Origin of the sequence: Sorangium sp. So ce176, from assembly GCF_051519835.1 — a bacterium.
Lineage (GTDB): Bacteria > Myxococcota_A > Polyangia > Polyangiales > Polyangiaceae > Sorangium > Sorangium cellulosum_G.
On record NZ_CP150371.1, the window covers coordinates 7554888 to 7572275 of the forward strand.

The 17388-nt window shown below is 72.9% G+C and carries 10 protein-coding genes; 7 read left to right on the top strand and 3 right to left on the bottom strand.

Features of this window, described 5'->3' with window-relative positions:
* The first annotated feature begins 41 nt into the window (after positions 1-41).
* From WMF42_RS28320 to WMF42_RS28335, 4 genes are all read left to right on the top strand, one after another.
* On the top strand, positions 42-1124 hold the full coding sequence (locus WMF42_RS28320) for a fibrinogen-like YCDxxxxGGGW domain-containing protein (RefSeq protein WP_437685999.1): 1083 nt from the start codon (positions 42-44) through the stop codon (positions 1122-1124).
* Positions 1125-1193: 69 nt separating this feature from the next.
* Positions 1194-1715: a hypothetical protein gene (locus WMF42_RS28325; RefSeq protein ID WP_061612565.1), complete on the top strand. Its 522-nt coding sequence runs from the start codon at positions 1194-1196 to the stop codon at positions 1713-1715.
* A gap of 26 nt (positions 1716-1741) precedes the next feature.
* Complete coding sequence (locus tag WMF42_RS28330; protein ID WP_081427025.1) at positions 1742-2377, top strand: hypothetical protein; 636 nt, start codon at positions 1742-1744, stop codon at positions 2375-2377.
* A gap of 99 nt (positions 2378-2476) precedes the next feature.
* The gene (locus WMF42_RS28335; protein WP_437686002.1) at positions 2477-4492 is read left to right on the top strand and encodes a protein kinase domain-containing protein; all 2016 of its coding nucleotides are present in this window, start codon (positions 2477-2479) and stop codon (positions 4490-4492) included.
* Between the two features lie 52 nt (positions 4493-4544).
* Here WMF42_RS28335 and WMF42_RS28340 read toward each other — a convergent pair whose 3' ends face one another.
* Positions 4545-5390, bottom strand: coding sequence for a hypothetical protein (locus WMF42_RS28340; protein ID WP_437686004.1), 846 nt, complete (start codon positions 5388-5390; stop codon positions 4545-4547).
* A 233-nt stretch (positions 5391-5623) separates the two neighbouring features.
* The gene (locus WMF42_RS28345; RefSeq protein WP_437686006.1) at positions 5624-9601 is read right to left on the bottom strand and encodes a protein kinase domain-containing protein; all 3978 of its coding nucleotides are present in this window, start codon (positions 9599-9601) and stop codon (positions 5624-5626) included.
* Between the two features lie 85 nt (positions 9602-9686).
* Here WMF42_RS28345 and WMF42_RS28350 point away from each other — a divergent pair, with 85 nt between their 5' ends.
* A complete protein-coding gene (locus tag WMF42_RS28350; RefSeq protein WP_437686008.1) occupies positions 9687-11252 on the top strand; it encodes a serine/threonine-protein kinase in 1566 nt (521 codons plus the stop codon).
* Positions 11253-11393: 141 nt separating this feature from the next.
* Here the strand turns inward: WMF42_RS28350 and WMF42_RS28355 are convergent, their stop codons facing one another.
* On the bottom strand, positions 11394-12452 hold the full coding sequence (locus tag WMF42_RS28355; RefSeq protein ID WP_155798020.1) for a class I SAM-dependent methyltransferase: 1059 nt from the start codon (positions 12450-12452) through the stop codon (positions 11394-11396).
* A gap of 363 nt (positions 12453-12815) precedes the next feature.
* On the opposite strand from WMF42_RS28355, the gene cysS reads away from it, so the two are divergent.
* Both cysS and WMF42_RS28365 read left to right on the top strand, forming a co-directional pair.
* On the top strand, positions 12816-14351 hold the full coding sequence (cysS, locus tag WMF42_RS28360; protein ID WP_437686011.1) for a cysteine--tRNA ligase: 1536 nt from the start codon (positions 12816-12818) through the stop codon (positions 14349-14351).
* A 606-nt stretch (positions 14352-14957) separates the two neighbouring features.
* The gene (locus WMF42_RS28365) at positions 14958-17387 is read left to right on the top strand and encodes a LamG domain-containing protein (protein ID WP_437686013.1); all 2430 of its coding nucleotides are present in this window, start codon (positions 14958-14960) and stop codon (positions 17385-17387) included.
* The last annotated feature ends 1 nt before the right edge of the window (position 17388 follow it).

A 17388-nucleotide genomic window follows, 5' to 3' on the forward strand; every position in this document is an offset into this window, starting at 1 on the left:
CGGCCGGTGCACACGCCGCGGCGGCTGGTGTATAAGGAAGCGTGGCAGACGCTCGCACACGCAAAGGTCGCATCGTCCTCGGCGAGGGCTCGCTCGCAGGAGCCTGCTGCGCAGCCATCGTGTTGCTCACGGCCGCGCCGTCCTGCTCGACCAAGGTGCGGAGCTTCGACGAGGCCGGCGCGGCTGGCGGCGGCGGCTCGGCCGCGAGCGGCGGCGGCGGTGACGCGGCCGCGAGCGGCGGCGGCGGCGGGCGCCCCTGCGATCCTGGCAGCCAGGACGCCTGTTACGGCGGGCCGCCCGGCACGCTGAACCGCGGCGCCTGCCGCGCCGGCGTGAGGGCCTGCGACGAGCAGGGCGAGGGGTACGGCCCGTGCGCTGGCCAGGTGCTGCCGGCGCCCGATCGCTGCGACACCGCCGAGGACGAGGACTGTGACGGCGTCGTGAACAAGGGGTGCACGTACGCCCGGTGCGGGGACGTCCCGCGCGGCCTGCCGAGCGACGTCTACGCGCTCGATCCGGACGGGCCAGGGCCTGAGCCGGAGTTCGACGCGTATTGCGATCTGGTGACGGACGGCGGCGGGTGGGCGCTCCTCTACAACAGCGTCGGGTCGGAGGCGGGAAAGACGCTGCCGTTCTGGAACATCCCTTACGCCGAGCGGCTCGGGACCAGGGGAGAGCCGGCGCCCGGTCAGAACTTCTACAGGGGCTCCCTCTACCTCGTCGGTCGAGAGTACCGCGACGAGATCGAGGATCTCGAGGGGACCGTCGAGGAGGTCCTGCGCGCGACAGCGGAGGGCATCGACGCGGAGACCATGAGGCTCCTCCGCCCCGCGCACGTGGCAGGGAGCGCCGACATCTTCGTCGCCCACTTCATGTCGGGTTGGTCGTCCCGCGATCACGACGGCGACCCGTCCCCGGGGAACTGCGCGCTCCTTCACCAGAACGTCACGCAGCACTACGCGCAGTGCTGGGAGTACAACCTCGGATCGGACGCGGACGATCCGTTCAACGACGGTGGCTGGGGTCCCCATCTCGGGACGCACATCGCGGAGCGGCTCGCGCTCGCCAGCGACGGCACCCTCCATACCCGCGTGAGGCGCATCTCCCGCTGGACGCGGTGGTGAGCCCCGCGGCGGGCGTACCTCCGCGGATTTCGTGACACTTTCGGGTGGCGACGGTATGCTCGCCCGGCCATGCGCTTCTATGCACTGACTTTGCTCACGCTCCTCGCGGGCCTCGGCCTGGCGAGCTGCTGGAACACCGGCGCCTGCGTGGAGGGAGACGCGTGCGAGTGCTCCCAGGGAGACGAGTGTTACCTCGGCTGCGACGGTGACAATTGCGACCAGCGTTGCTTTCAGATGGATCGCTGCGGCGCCGTCTGCGAGCACGGGTGCTCGTTCGAGTGCTTCGACGTCGACGAGTGCTCGGCCTCCTGCGGGGACGACTGCGACCTCGATTGCCACAACACCGCGTCGTGCGGCGCCATCTGCGACCGCGGCTGCCGGTACGAGTGCCACGACACCAGCCGGTGCGGCGTCGTCGTCGGGTCGAACAGCGTCGTGACCTGCCGCAACGTCGCGACATGCGAGGTCGAGTGCCGGGGCTCGTGCGAGGTGTTCTGCGAGAACGTGGCCGGCGAGTGCCGCGTCACCTGCCTCGACGGCGGCGCGCCGGTGATGTGCCCGAACGGCTCGCGCGCGTGCGGCGCATGCTGATGGAGACCGAGATCATGCAGACAGCGATGACTTCGCAGCTTCGCGCGCCGCGCCTGCTGGCCGCTGCGCTCTCGTTCGTGGCGCTGACCCTCGGGTGGGCCGGGGTCGGCGAAGCGCAGATGACGATCAAGCGCCCCGGCGACCGCCCCGATTACAAGGTCGAGCTGGAGCCGCACCTGCTCATCGCGCCGTTCGAGCCGCTGGGCCCCGGCGTCGGGGCGGGCGTCGGCGCCGGGTTCCGCGCCACCATCGACATCGCCCCCAACGGCTTCATCCAGAAGCTCAACGACTCGGTCGGTATCGGCTTCGGCCTCGACGGCATCCATTACGGCGGCAGAGGAAACTACCGTGGCGACTGCACGCGGTACGAGAACGGGCCTGCGGGCACGCGCGTCTGCACCGAGGTCGACGCGTACGGGGACGCGTCGAACTACCTGTTCGGCTCGGTCGTGATGCAGTGGAACTTCTGGCTTCACCGGCGGTGGTCCGTCTTCGGCGAGCCGGGGCTCTCGCTCTACCTCGGCGACGTGGACCGGCGCGTGCTCCCCGGGATCTCGCCTGTCGTGTTCGTCGGAGGGCGCTTCCACTTCACGGAGAACGTCACGCTGACGATGCGACTCGGGTATCCCGCGTTCTCGCTGGGCGTATCGTTCCTCCTGTGAGGCGCGTCGCCCCGCGGCGCGCACTCCCGCGCACCCGCGGCGGACGTGCGCGCCGCGCCGGTTGCCAGGGGCGCCGGCTCTCCTGATATCCTGCGCCCCATGCCGGAGACGCCGGGATCCGAGGAGCCGCTGGAGTCGGCCTACATCGAGGAGCTGACGGTGGCGCGGCCCGGCGCGCCGGCGGCGCCGCCTCCGGAGGAGCTCTCGAGCTCGGCGCTCGCCGAGGACATCGAGGCGGCGGCCGCCGCCGCGGGCGACGACGCGCTGGTCGGGAGCCTGATCTCGGGGCGCTACCGCGTCCACGAGCTGATCGGCGAGGGCGGGATGGGCGCCGTGTACCGCGGCGAGCAGGTGCACCTCCGCAAGCAGGTCGCGATCAAGCTGCTCAGGCCGATCGCGCGGCGGATGCCGGAGCTCGTGGCGCGGTTCGAGCGCGAGGCGGTCGCTGGCGCGCACATCCGGCACCCGAACGTCGTCGCGGCCATCGACTTCGGTCAGCTCGACGACGCGTCGTACTTCCTCATCCTGGAGTACGTCGCGGGCACGCCGCTCAAGGAGGTGACAGCGGGGGGGCGGCTGCAGCCGGCGCGGGCGCTCCGCGTCGCGCGCCAGATCGCGTCGGCGCTGTCGGCGGCGCACGAGAAGGGGATCGTCCACCGCGACGTGAAGCCGCAGAACATCCTGCTCGACACGCACGATCAGGTGCGGCTCATCGACTTCGGGCTCGCGAAGGTGGATGTCGATCTCCTGTCGAGCCAGGTCCGCAAGACGTCGAGCCCGCGCCCCGCCCTCACCAGCGCCGGCGAGGTGTTCGGCACGCTCGCCTACCTCGCGCCGGAGGCGCTGCGCGGGATGGACGCGGTGGACGCGCGCGCGGACCTGTATGCGCTCGGGCTCGTGCTCTACGAGATGCTCACCGGACAGCACCCGTTCGACGCGAAGAACCTCATGGAGCGGCTCAAGCAGCAGGGGCCGGACGGGCCGCCTCCGCTCCGCGCGCGCGCGCCGGATCTGGAGGTGCCCCGCGAGGTCGAGCAGGTCGTGGCGCGGCTCATGGAGCACGACGCGTCGTTCCGTTACCAGACGGCGAACGACGCGATCGCGGCGCTCGATGAGGCGCTGGCGGCAGTCGCGCGCGCCGCGACGCCGGCTCCGGCGGCTGTCGCGACGACAGCGCCGGGGCAGGCCGGGCAGGCCGCGCCGGGGCAGGCCGGGCAAGCCGCGCCGGGGCAGGCCGGGCAAGCCGCGCCGGGGCAGGCCGGGCAGGCCGCGCCGGGGCAGGCCGGGCAGGCCGCGCCCAGGGCTCAGCCGGCGTGGTCGGGGCCGCGGCGGACCCTGCTCGCGCACGCGCACCGCCGGGCCAGGCCCTCGTCCGGCTGGGTCTCCTTCGCGGTGGCGCTGGCGGGCCTGGCGACGCTCGCGATCGGCGGCGGCGCTGTCTGGCTCGCCCTGCGGCGGCCCGCGGCGACCCCGGCGGCGCCCGCGGTGGCCGCCGTGGAGCCCCCTCCCGCGCCAGCCGCGCCGCCTCCGGCGCCGCCGGCGACCGCGCCGCCCGAGGACGACCCAACCGGCGCCCGGGCGGTGCGCGCGCAGCTCAGCCGGGCGGCGGCGACAAGGAACTGGGTGAACGCGGCGCGATCGATGCTGGCCCTCGCGGAGGCCGACCCGGAGATGCTGCTGAGCAGGGGCCTGCGCGAGGAGGTCCTGGCCACCGTGGCAGGGATCGCGTTCGAGGAGGACAACCCGGCGGCGGATCAGGTCTTCGATCTGCTCACGAACAAGCTGGGCACCGGCGGGCTGGACGTGCTGCTCGACGTGGTGCGCGCGCGCGGCGGCACGAAGGCCGCCCGGCGCGCCAGCGAGATCCTGGCGCGGCCCGCGGTGATGGCGCGCGCGACGCCCGCGCTCCGCGTCACCTACGCGTTCCGCAAGGCCACGTGCAACGGCAAGCGGGCGCTCTTCGGCCGCGCCGCCGCCGAGGGCGACGAGCGCACGCTGTTCGAGCTCCAGGTGCTGCACGGCGCGCGGTGCAGGCGGACCGATCCGTGCTGCTTCCGCGACGACAAGGCGATCGCGGAGGCGATTCAGCAGCTCAAGGCGCGGCTCGGGACGTAGCGAGCCGGCGCGGCGCCTGACCCGGGCTCCGGACGGGCCGCGCGCGGCGCGCTCAGAGCAGGCCGCAGCCGGAGTAGAGCGGGAGGACGTCGCTGGCGCGCAGCTCGGTCCGGATCGTCTCGGGGTAGGCCGACCCGAGCAGCGGTGAGAGGAGCGGCCCGAGCAGCGGGAGCGTGTGGCACGTCTGGTCGCCGGCGGCGTCCTTCGTGCAGGCCAGATCGCAGACCCCGACGAACGCCATCCCGCACGTCGGCAGGAGCCCGCAGGAGCGCTCCAGGACGAGGAGGTTGAGGTCCAGCGGGCAGCTCAGCGAGAGCGCCGACAGCGCCCCCGCAAGGTCGGGGTTGATGCAGGTGAATCCGACGATGGCCCCGGAGAGAAAGGCGTTGCCGTACGTCGTGGCGTCCTCGACGATGAACTCGGCGAACGGCTCCTCGTCGCGGGAGAAATCGAGGGACGGGTGCCTGCCGTCCAGCAGGATATCGACGTGCTCGCCGGAGCCGTTCAGGTGCTGGAACATGCACGCCGACACCCACCGCTGCTCCGATGTGTTGAGGGCGCGCCCGGTCCACTCCGGCGCGAACCCGAACTCGCCGTAAAACGCCTCGCCGCCAGGGTCGTAGACGACGCCATCGAGGGGCAGCGCGCAGCGCACGAGATGATCGAGAACGCTCCGCCCACCGGCGGTCGCGAGCAGCGGCGTCGCGACCAGGGCGTCCCCGGCGGCGACGAGCGCAGCGCCGCCGAGCGCACGGAGCGCGGCGCGGTTGGTCGCGTTCCAGAAGTCGCCGGGCTTCAGGCCGTTGACGCCGATGGGCGCCACCTCGCGCCGCGCCGGCAGCTCCGCCGACCCGACCGGCGCGGTGTCCGAGGGACCGAGGCACCCCGCCGTGAGCACACAAGCGCCAACGAGACCGACTGCGACGGATCGGATCGACAACATTCAGCTCTCCTCCGGGAAACACCCGAGATCTCAAGGGAATCGAGGCGCCGGAGCCCCCGACACTCTCGCTCTTCCCGTAATTGCGATTCTTTCATCTCGGCGAAAGACACGCAATACTGAAAACTGGTACTCGCTGGTTGTACGGAACTACGGACTTACCCGAACACGGGACGAACATACTCTGTGACTCAGGCCGACAACATTGGACCAAGGTCCAATGGACGTGAGGCTTCGTCCAGAGCGCGCTCGAGCTCGCCGAAGCGGGACAGCCACATGGGGCTGTCCCCGCGGCGCTCCCGCGCGGCCGCGAGCGCCTCCGCGGCCTCATCGGTGTGTCCTCGACGCAGCGCCGTCCGCGCGCGCCAGTACAGGAGCAGCAGCGTGACCTCGACGAAGGGCAGCTCTTTCGCGAGCTCGATCGCCGCGCTCCACGAGAGAGAGGGCGGGCCAGCCGGCCGGCCCCCGACCTCGGCGATCACGAGCCGGAGCAAGGTGTAGTCGGCGAGGTCGCCGGGGCCGAGGGCGCAGGATCGCTCGACCCAGAGGACGAGCTGATTCGCCTGCTCGTACTCGTCGAGCGCGAGGTGAATCTGCCCGATCAAGATCGCCGTCTGGGGCATCGGGCGCTCCGAGGACTGCTCCTCCAGCCAGCGGGAGCGCCGGGCGAGCGCGAGCGCCTCGCGCTGCCTGTCGCTCCAGTGGAGCAGCACGGCGACGTTGTACGAGGCGACCTTCTCCAGCGAGGGATTGCCGAGCTCGCGCGCGAGATCGACGGCGCGCCGCAGGTCGTCGACAGCGCCCGGCAAGGACCAGCTCCAGGCCCACAGCGCCGTGCGGTTCGTGTACGCGGCGCACAGGTGGAACAGGTCGCCGGCGCCCGCCGCCAGCGCGATGAGGTCCCGGAAGGCGACCTCGGCCTCGTCGCAGCGCCCCGCGGACGCGAGCTGGAACGACAGCATCATCAGGGCGAGGACGCGGGCGTCGTAGTCGCCCGACGCCGCGGCGCGCTCGGCGCACGCCGCGAGCTCCGCTGTCGACGCCTCGGTCCGCCCCCGCCGCCACAAGGTCCGCCCCTCGGCGACCCGGAGGCGCAGGGAGAGCTCGGGCGAGCCGAGCGCCTCGACGAGCGGCCGCGCCTCCGCCACGCGGCGCGCCGACTCCTCGAAGTCGAACGCCCAGTCGAGCGCTGTCGCGTCCTCGAGCAGGAGCGTCGCCTCGCTGTGCGCGTCGCCGAGCGCGCGGGTGAGCGCGAGCGCATCGCCGAAATCGGCGCGCGCCTCCTGGAGGCGGCACATGCGGTAGCGGCTCCTGCCGCGGCCCGCGAGCGCCCGAACGCGCCGGGCGGCGTCGTCCAGGTCGGCGACGTGGAGCGCGGCGTCGTAGCGCCGGTCCGCCTCGACCGCGTCGTGCCGCGCGGCCGCGAGGTCGCCGAGCGCCAGGTGGGCGTCGGCGGCCTCGGCGCGCTCGCCGCGCGCGGCGGCGTGGCGCGCGAGCGCGCGGAGGCCGCCGGTCGAGCCGGCCGCCACCTGCGCCCGCCAGTAGGCGAGCGCGCTGCAGTGGATCGCCGCGCGGTGCGTCGGGTCCAGCATCTCGTAGACGGCCTCCTGGAGGACCGCGTTCTGGAAGGCGTGCCACTCGCCGACGCGGCCGCGGCCGTCGACCTCGCGCAGCAGGATCCGCCGCTCGACGAGCGCCGCGAGGCCGAAGCCCGCGTCGACCATCGGCCCGGCGGCGCCCGCGCGATCGAGGCCGTCGAGCACGGCCTCGAGCTCGGCGCGGTCGAACGACTTGCCGAGCGCCGAGCAGACCCGGGCGCACGCCGCGAGCTCCGACGGGAGGTCGTCGAGCTGCCGCGCCGCGAGCCATTGCCACGCCGGCACGGGCGGCAGCGCCTCGACCTCGGCTGTCGCGACGTAGAAGCCGCCGCCGGCGCGCCGGTGCACGACGCCCGCGTGCTTGAGCGAGCGGACGATCTGCCGCAGGCAGTCCGGGTTGCCGCCCGCCCAGCCGGCCAGCCGGCGGAGGGTCTCGGCCGGCGGGTACTCCGCCGGCAGGAGCAGGCGCGAGGCGAGATCCATGGCCGCCGCCTCCGCGAGCGGCGCGAGCGTCACGCGGGTGTGGCGCTGGTTGCGCTGGCCCCAGCTCGGGCGGGCGTGCTCGAAGCGCGGGCACGCGGCCACGACGACCCAGAGGAGGACGCCCTCGCCGTCGAGCGTGGCGTACTCCAGGGCGTCGAGCAGCACGTCGTCCGCCTGGTCGGCGTCGTCGAGGATCACGGCGAGCGGGCCGCGGCGCGCCCGGCGGCGGAGCGACTCGGCGAGCGCCAGCATCAGGCTCTGGCGGGCCGCGCCGGACGGCCGCCCGCCCCTGGCGCTCGCCCAGCCGAGCGCCGCCGCGACGGCCTCCCAGGCGGCGCTCCCGAGCGGCTCGCCGAGCCGCGCCACGCAGAAGCCGCGCGGGTCGTCGGGGACCTCGTCGGGCGCGTCGAGCGCGACGCGCAAGAGCGCGCGCACCGCGTGCGATGCGCCGCCGTGGATGGGGTGGAGCGCGCGCACCGCCACGACGCGCACGTCGGGGACCGGCACGCCGGCGATGGAGGCGGCCTCGGCCGTGAGGCGCGTCTTGCCAAGGCCGGAATCGCCGACAAGCGTGAACAGGCCAGGGCACGCCCCGTCGAAGGCGTCGGTCGCGCTGCCCGCGAGCGCCGAGAGCACGTCATCGCGGCCGAGCAGCGGCGGCTCCGCCATGCTGTCCGGCGCGTCCGGCGGCGTGGGCGCGAGCTCCTCGTCGGGGAGCGCTCGCTCGAACTCCCCGGTCATCGCGAGGCCGCACCAGGGCTCGGCCGGGAGCCACGTCTCGGGGCGCTCGACCGGGGTGCCGTAGACGGCGTGCAGCCCGCCGGCGACGCGGCGCAGGCGCACGCTGGCGAGGTGCAGCGCGACGCGCACGCCGCCGCGCTGCGCGAGCTCGCGCGCGGCGGCGAGCGCGGCGCGGGCCGGGTCGTCGACGTCCCTCGCGGAGAACACGGCGACGCAGCGCTGCCCCCGCTGCCGCGCGACGAAGCCGCGGCGGCCGCCGACCGCCGCGATCACCGGCCCGGCGCTCGTCTCGGCGAAGAGCAGCGCGACGGGCTGCCTGCCCTCGGCGGCGGCCGTCGCGAGGCCGTCGGCCTGCGCCGACGACCGCGGCGCGGAGCGCGGCGCGGAGGGCGGCGGGATCGTGTCGGCGGGGGGCCGCGCGCGCAGGGCGTGCAGGGTGCGCCGGAGCGCGGCGGCGCTGTCCGGGCGGCGGGCCGGGTCCTTGGCGAGGCAGGCGAGCGTGAGCTCCTCGAGCCCCTCGGGGACCTCGGCGAGGTCGCCCGGGCGCGGCGGGCGCAGCGCGAGGTGGCCGTGCTCGACGGCGTTCCCGTCGCCGACGAACGGCGGGCGCAGCGTGAGCAGCTCGAACAGGATCACGCCGAACGCATAGATGTCCGCGCGCGCGTCGATCCGCGCGGCGTCGCCCCGGAGCAGCTCGGGGGCCATGTACTCCGGGGTCCCGATGACGTCGCCGACGCGCGTCGCGGAGGCGGACGCGGCGGGCTGGCCGTCGGCGGTGGCGAGCTTCGCCAGGCCGAGGTCGAGCAGCACCGCGCGGCCGCTCGATCCGAGCAGGAAGAGGTTCTCCGGCTTGAGATCGCGGTGGACGACGCCGCGGGCGTGCGTCGCCTCGAGCACGGCGAGGATCGCGTCCGCGCGCCCGGCGACGCGGTCGGGATCGAGCGGCGCGCGCAGCGCGGCGAGCTCCTCGGCGAGGGTGCGGCCGAAGAGCCGCTCCATCGCGAGGTAAGGCCGGCCGTCGGCGAGCTCGCCGCGCTCGTAGAGCTGCGCGACGTGCGGCACGCCCACGCGCTCGGCGAGCGCTGCCTCGCGCTGGAATCGGTCGCGGACGAGCCGCGTCGCCTGCTGCGCCACCTTGATGGCCACCGGCGCGCCGTCGTGGTCCCGATGCGCGGCCCAGACATCGGAGAACCCGCCGTGGCCGAGCGGGCCGAGGAGCGTGAAGCCCGCGACGGCGGGCGCCGCGCGCTCCACGGCCTCGCGCCCGCCGGGCGGCGGCGCGAAGCCGTCTCTGACGCACGGCGCAGCCCCCATGAGCCGCCCGTGACATACCGCGCAACGGTGCATGATTCAGCGGTGCCGAGGCAGCCAAGGGTCGCATTGGACCCCGGCTTACGACTACAGTAGCGCGCGAACTCCACACCTGTCAGGTATGAAGAACTCCTCTCGTGACGATGAGCCGTCCGCTGTCGCGCCGCCGACCCATGCGTCCGTCGCGGGCGAGCCGCCGCTCGGGACGTCGGCGACATGGGATCAGCGCACGCTCGAGACGCGCGAGCGAGACGGCGACCCCCCTGGTATCCCGATCGCCGCGGCGCTGAGGGCCGGCGAGTACCTCCTGGACGGCGTCATCGCCGAGGGCGGGTTCGGCGTCGTCTACCGCGCTGTGCACGCGGCGAGCGGGGCGCCGGCGGCGGTCAAGGTGATGCACGCCGAGCTCGTCTCGCGCGCCGACGTGGTGCTCCGCTTCCAGCGCGAGGTGGACGCGATCGGGCGGATCCGGCACCCGAACGTTGTCGAGATCCTCGACGTCGGGCGGCTCGACGACGGGCGACCCTACTACGCCATGGAGCTGCTGCAGGGCAGGAGCCTCGAGCAGCACCTGTTCTCGCGCGGCCGGCTCCCGGCGGACGAGGCGCTCGCGATCCTCGAGCCGCTCTGCCGCGCGCTCGCCGCTGTGCACGCGGTCGGGATCATCCACCGGGACGTGAAGCCGTCGAACGTGATCCTGTGCGAGCAGGGCGAGCAGCCGAGCGGGAGCCCCAGGGTCGTGCTGCTCGACTTCGGCATCGCGAAGCTGCTCGACACGACGGACCTCTCGCTCACGTCGTCGCGGCACGTCGTCGGGACCCCGGCGTTCATGTCGCCCGAGCAGCTCCTCAATCGGCCCGTCGACATGCGCACCGACGTCTATGCGCTGGGCGCGCTGCTCTACACGATGATCGCGGGCTCCATGCCGTTCTCGGCGAGCGCGTATCCCGTGCTGCGCCACCTGCACCTGCACCAGGCGCCGCCCCGCCCGAGCCTGCACGCGCCGGTCGACCCGGCCTTCGACGACATCGTCGTGCGCGCCATGAGCAAGGACCCCGCGGGCCGCCAGCCCGACGTCACAGCGTTCCTGGAGGAGGTCCGGGCCGCCACGGAGCGGGTCGTCCGCCCCGACGCCATGGAAGGGGGCCGGGTCAGGCGCCTCGCGATCGGGCTGCTCGTCGAGGTGCTCGCCGAGGCCCGGGCGCTCGAGGCGCCCACCGACTCGTTCCTGACCGACTTCGAGGCCGTGCTCCCGCAGGCGATGACCGACCTCGGGGCCGCCGGGTTCTCGCCGCTCGCCGTCACGAGCACCAGCGTGCTGCTCTCGGCGGACTGGCCGCGCGACGAGCGGGGCAGCGAGGAGGCGCGCCGCGGCGCGATCGCGGCCGCGATCGCGCTGTACGAGCGGCTCGACCGGGCCGGGCAGCGCGATCGGCGGGTCGGCATCCGCCTGTGCCTCCACGCCGGCGAGGTGGTGCTCACCGAGGACGGGTCCATGGTGGGCGGGAACGTCGTCGAGCTCTCGTCGTGCCTGCCGGAGGCGGCGGCGCCCGGCATCTATGCGTCGCCGGCCGTGCTCGAGGGCCTCGGTTTCGCCTCCCACCGCGCCTCGGGCGCCCCGGGCGCCACGATCCCGATGCGCCGCGTTGTCGCCCGGCCGCCGGCCGGCGATCACCCGCCCGCGTGAGGCGCGCGGCGGTCGAGGCGACCGGCGAGGTGCGCCCCGGCGCACACGCGCGATGTCCTTGTGCTGGCCGGCGTGAGGCTCGCGCCGCGGGCGCGCCGCGAGCCGATCGAGGAGGCTCGCGGCGCCGCCGGGCGCGGCGGGTCAGCGGGCGGGCTTGACGAACTTGAGGGTCATGCGGTCGCTCTCGCCGATGGCGGCGTAGCGCGCGCGGTCCTTGTCGCCGAGACGGAAGTTCGGCGGCAGCGTCCAGACCCCTTCAGGGTAGTCCTTCGTGTCCTTCGGATTGGCGTTCACCTCGGACTTGCCGCCGAGCTTGAAGCCCGCCGACTCGACCTTCTGGATCACCCACGCTTCCGGGAGGTACCCCTGCTTCGCGCTCTCGTCGGGGTTCGCGTCGGGCTTGGCGCGGTGCTGCACGATGCCGAAGACGCCGCCCGGCTTGAGCGCCTTGAACGCCTCCGCGACGTAGGTGTCGAACTTGCCGCTTCGATGCCAGCCGTGCGCCTCGCGAATGGCGATCACGACGTCGACCTTGCCCTCGATCCCGAGCTTCGGGGCGTCGCGGTCGATCACGGCGACTTCGACCTTGCCGAACAGGTCGGGCGACTTGTCGAGCAGGCGCCTCACCCGCTTTCCGTAGAGGGTGTTGCGCGAGTCCGCGGGGCCGTTCGGATCATACGCCGTGACGATGAGCTTTCCCTTCTTCGCGAGCACCGGCGCGAGCAGCTCCGTGTACCAGCCCTCACCCGCCCCGAGCTCGAGGACGGTGCTCGTCTGCTTGAGGCCGAAGAACTCCAGGGTCTCGACAGGGTGCCGGGCCGCGTCCCGCTCGGCGTTGCCCGGAGCGCGGTGCTTCCCCTTGAGCGCCGCGCGCAGCGCCGCGCCCGTGTTCGGGTGATTGGCCGCGACGAGCGCCTTCACCTCGGCCTTGAGCGCGTCGTCGAAGCGCGCCGCCTCCTGGTCGGCCTTGGCCTCCATGGCCTTCATGTCCTCGGCGAGCTTGGCGAGCTCTGCCTTCTTCTTCTCCTCCGCGGGATCCGCGGGGGGCGGCGCCGCGACCTCCGGCTGCGCTGTCGGCGCCGCGGGCGGCGGAGCCTGCGTGGGGGGCGGGGCCGGCGGCGGAGCGCTCTCGACGGGCGGGGGGCTCCCCCCGCAGGCGGTGAGCGCGCCGGCGAGGACGAACAGGACCGTTCTTGACATGGTGTGCATGCACGGCGGCGTAGACTGAAGAGGCGACGGCCGCAAGCGTCCACCGCGGCGAGCACCGCGCAAAGCAGCGCGAGGCGCGGCGCGAGGACGGGTGTCCATCCTCGGCGCGCGACAGGCCAGCAGCGGGGCGAATGCGCCGGCGGCGAAACGCGGCGAAACGCGGCAGATCGCGGGGAGAAGCGCCGCCTCGCCCGCGCGGACGCCAGGGCAGCCAGGGCACGAGACGCGCCGGAAAGGCCCGAAAAACCTCAGGAAACCTCGCAAAAGGTGGCGATGTTCCGCGTTGACCGGGCGGCGGGGCCAGGGTAGCGTAGCCGGTCCAGGGGAACGCTCGCACATTCACGCAGGTGGCCGATGCCGCTCAAGGTCCATAATACGCTCACCAGGAAGAAGGAGCCTTTCGTCTCCGCCCAGCCGAAGATCGTGCGCATCTATACATGCGGTCTCACGGTCTACGCTCCGATGCACATCGGCCATGCGCGCACCTACTGCTTCTGGGACGTCTTCCGCCGCTACCTCGAGTACCGCGGCTATCATGTGCTGAGCATCATCAACTACACGGACATCGACGACCGCATCATGCAGCGCGCGAGCGAGCGCGAGGGCGCCGTCGACGTCGCCGAGCGGAACATCGCGGCGTTCCGGCGCGACTGCCGCAAGCTCCACATCAAGGACTACGCCGTCTACACGCGCGCGACCGATTTCGTCGACGAGCAGGTCGACATGATAAAGCGCCTGATCGGGAAGGGCCACGCGTACACGGTGAACGGCGAGGTCTTCTACGAGGTCGCCACCTGCGCGTCGTACGGTGAGCTCTCGGGGCGTAAGGTCGACGAGCAGGAGGTCGGCGCGAGCGGCCGCGTCGAGGAGGACTTCGCGCGGAAGCGGCACCCGGCGGACTTCAGCCTCTGGAAGCCCACCGACGCGGGCCAGCCGGCCTGGCGCACCGGGGACGACGCCTGGCCGACGGGGCGCCCCGGCTGGCACATCGAGTGCTCGGCGATGAGCACGGCGCTGCTCGGCGAGCACTTCGACGTCCACGGCGGCGGCATCGACAACATGTTCCCGCACCACGAGAACGAGATCGCGCAGAGCGAGCCGCTCTGCGGCAGGCCCTGGGTGCGCTACTGGCTGCACCCGGAGCACCTCGATCTCAGGGACATGAAGATGTCGAAGAGCCTCGGCAACGTCATCTGCATCGAGGAGCTCCTGTCCAGGCACGGGCACGACGAGGCGCGGTGGTTCTTCGTGACGCAGCACTACCGGTGCAAGCTCCCGTTCGGCTGGGAGCTGCTCCAGCAGGCCGCCCAAGGCTATGCGCGCATCAAGAAGCTCGCGTCGGTCCTCGCGGAGAAGCTGCGCGGCGCGGGCGACGAGCCCCTCGCCGCGGGCGCGTACGCGTCGCAGCGGCCCGAGGAGGAGCGCGTCCCGCGCATGCGCCACCAGTATGTCCACGGCCGGTTCGGGGAGCACACAGAGCGCTTCATCGCGCGGTTCATCGAGGCCATGGACGACGACCTGAACACGCCGAACGCCGTGGCCGCGTTCTTCGATTACGTGAGCGCGCTCTACTCGGCGGGGATCGAGCAGTGCGACGACCGCGCCTCGCTGCTCGCGGTCTACCGCGCCATCGCGCGCCACCTGGCGGTGTTCGGGGTGGAGGTCGTCGAGCCGGCGCTCTATCCGGCGCTCGTGGCCGATTACGCGTTCGCGCCGGCCGAGGGCGCGGCGGGGCGCGGCGGCGACGCCGCCATCGACCGGCTGATCGCGATGCGCCTGGCCGCGCGGAAGGCGAAGGACTTCGCCAAGGCGGACGCCATCCGCAACCTGCTCGCCGAGGCGGGGGTGGTGCTCGAAGACACGCCTCAAGGCCCGCGCTGGAGCACCTGAGCGGAGCGCTCCCGCGCGGGAGACGGCCCCGGCCTGCCCCCCCTCGGCGGGCAGGCGCACGAGAGGCGCCGAGGCCGAGGGCGCCGCGCCGGGCCCTTCTTCAAGGCGGATGAGCTCCGCCGTCGAACGCGTCTATCAGAGTCCGTGAGAGGACCGATAGACCACCGCGCGCCGGAATCTTGCCGGAGGCGGGGCCGCCGCTGCGCGGCGGGACACGCCGGGCGCCTCGCCGCACGCACGCACGAACGGAAGTGCTGGAAGCGTGCTTGTCTGGAGACGAGACCATCCGGTGTCGTATTGTAGCTGAGCCAGGTGTGCCAGAGTCGGGCTTCGACATCATGGCCAGGCACAACCGGCATCGACGCGGCAGGGGGGAAAGCGCTCCGTCAGCTCGGGCATAGCGGTTGCCAAGAGGCGATTCGCCCAGGCGCCCAAGCCCGGATAGCCCGGTCGGGTCACACCGACGCCTGCTCGCGTCACCGGCTGCAGCTCGTGCTGCGATCGGCCGGCGCTCGTGCAGTCAACTCTTACCCAACGAGAACGCAGATGCGGAACCTCTCCTTCGGCTTCGCCCATCCTCTAGCAATCAAAACCAGCTCGGCTGCGGTGCTCGCCCTCGTCGCCCTGGGCGCCGCCGCATGCGGAAGCTATGGCGTCGATGAAGGCTCCTTCGATGATGCGGAACTGGCGCTCGGCGAGGCGGACGGGCCGACCGGCTCGGCGATCGCCGTCACCGTGGGAGTCAGCGGCGGCGGCGGCGGTACCGGCGGCTTCACCGGCAGCAGCAGCACGAGCGTCACCACCGGCACCGGCGGCGATGGCGGCGGCGTGGGCGGCGGCCCGGTCGAGCCGCCGGTGGGCCCGCCGGGCGTCGGTTTCTGGCAGTTCGACGATTGCGGCGGCTCGACGACAGAGCTGCTCGACTCGTCGGGCAACGGCTCGACGGCCACCCGCTCCACAGGGGCGGCCTGCGCGGCGGGCATCAGCGGCCTCGGCATCTCCTTCGACCACAAGAACGACACCGTCACCGTCGACGACGATCCCCGCTTCACGTTCGGGCAGAACCTCGCGGTCGCCGCGTGGGTCAACCCGACCTCCGTGTCGGGGTCGACGGTGCGGACGATCGCGCAGGAGAAGGGCCACGGAGACTCGAGCTTCGCGCTCGTCGTACGGAACGGCGAGGTGCGGTTCTCCGTGACCCTCCAGGGCGGGCGGACGGTCACCTCCCGCGCCGCGATCGAGGCCAACGTGTGGACGCACGTCGCGGGCATCTACGACGGCAGGTTCGTGCGACTCTTCTTGAACGGCGAGCAGTTCGGCCAGATCAGCGCGCCGGGCACGATCGCCGACATCAACGCGCCGATCCACATCGGCAACAACCCGCAGAAGCAGCGCTTCATGGGCCTGCTCGACGAGGTCTGGCTCTCCGCCAGCCCGACGACAGTCAACGAGATCAGCCAGCTCTCCTGCATCAGGCAGCCCGCGACGCTCACTGTCACGCCGGAGAGCAGCGGGCCTGTCGCGCCGAACACGCCCGTGACGTACCAGGTCGCCGTCACCAACAACGATGTCGGCGCGTGCTTCCCGGCAGATTACTTCCTCGAGTCCTCCGGCGACGCGGGGATCAGCGTCTTCGCGGATCCCCAGTTCTTCCCCGGCGTCGAGCCCGGGACCACGGTGACGTTCCCCGTCACCGTGACCGGCAGCGAGGACGCGGAGCCCGGACTCCACCAGATCCCGTTCTCCGTGTTCAACTTCAACTCGCCCGAGTTCCTCGCCGCGTCGGGGACCCTCAGCTACGAGCTGAGCGAGCCGACGGGGTGCTTCGTCAGGACGAGCCGAGAGATCTTCGTGAAGCACCTCGGCGTGGTCGAGGATCCGATCCGCACGACGTTCGAGGGTCCGCCGGACGATCCGCGGACGGGCGCGTGGACGTTCGCGCGCCTGATGGAGGACATGGCGCCCACGGCCGCCGACGCGCCGGCCATGGTCGAGCAGCTCTTCACCACGTGGATGACCGATCAGGTAGTGAACGGCTTCACGATCCCGGCGCGCCCCGCCATCCAGCAGGTCGTGCTCGACGAGTGGCCGAGGAACGCCGACGGGTCGCTCGACCTCCGGCAGGCGCCGCTCCTGCTGCTCGGCATCGTCAACCGCATCGACGTGCGGAACCTGGCCGAGGGTCACGCGGGCGAGGGCAGGTTCGTGTTCGGCGTCTTCAGCCAGGGCTTCGCGCAGCAGTTCACCGTGATCCTGGAGTACAAGCTCCCTGCGTCGACCGAGGCCGACGTGCTCGGCTGGGCGAACGCGTGGCACGCCCTCGGCAGCCTGCCTTTCCCGTCCGAGGAGTACAACGCCGCGCTCCAGGAGATCACCACGCGCTTCGCGGGCCGGAACGCGGCGCCCGGCAGGCCGAACGGGAGCTCGATCGGGCAGATCCGCACGAACGAGATCGCGCTCGCAGGGCCGTGGGAGCTGCGCGAGTTCGTCCTCTCGGCGGATACGGGCTTCCTGCGCCCGGAGACCGTGAAGCTGACGCCGGATCTCGGCTTCGACGGGACGCCCACGCTCGCGGACTTCGTGAACCAGAACGAGGCTGACATCATCGCGGAGCGGCACACGGTGCCCGAGATGTTCCAGGGCGCCCCCTTCCTCGGCGGCTCGTCGTTCAACAACCTCACGGCGTGGACCGCTCCGGGCATCCTCAACAACGAGGCGCGGCACAAGTTCTCGCTCAACACCTGCAACGGGTGCCACGGCGGGGCCGAGACCGGGACGGGGTTCCTGCACGTCAACCCGAGGTTCCCCGGGGGCGAGACGTCCCTGTCGGGCTTCATGACCGGGATCACCATCTCTGACCCGGTGACCGGCGAGCTGCGCACGCTGAACGATCTGGGGCGCCGGAACCAGGATATGGCGGCGCTGGTCTGCGAGCCTGCCCCGGCCCCCGCGCCCGCGGCGCGGCTCGGCGCGCCCGCTGACGCGGCCGCGAGCCGCTCGGCGTTCATCCGCCGCGGCATCGGCCGCGTCCACTGAC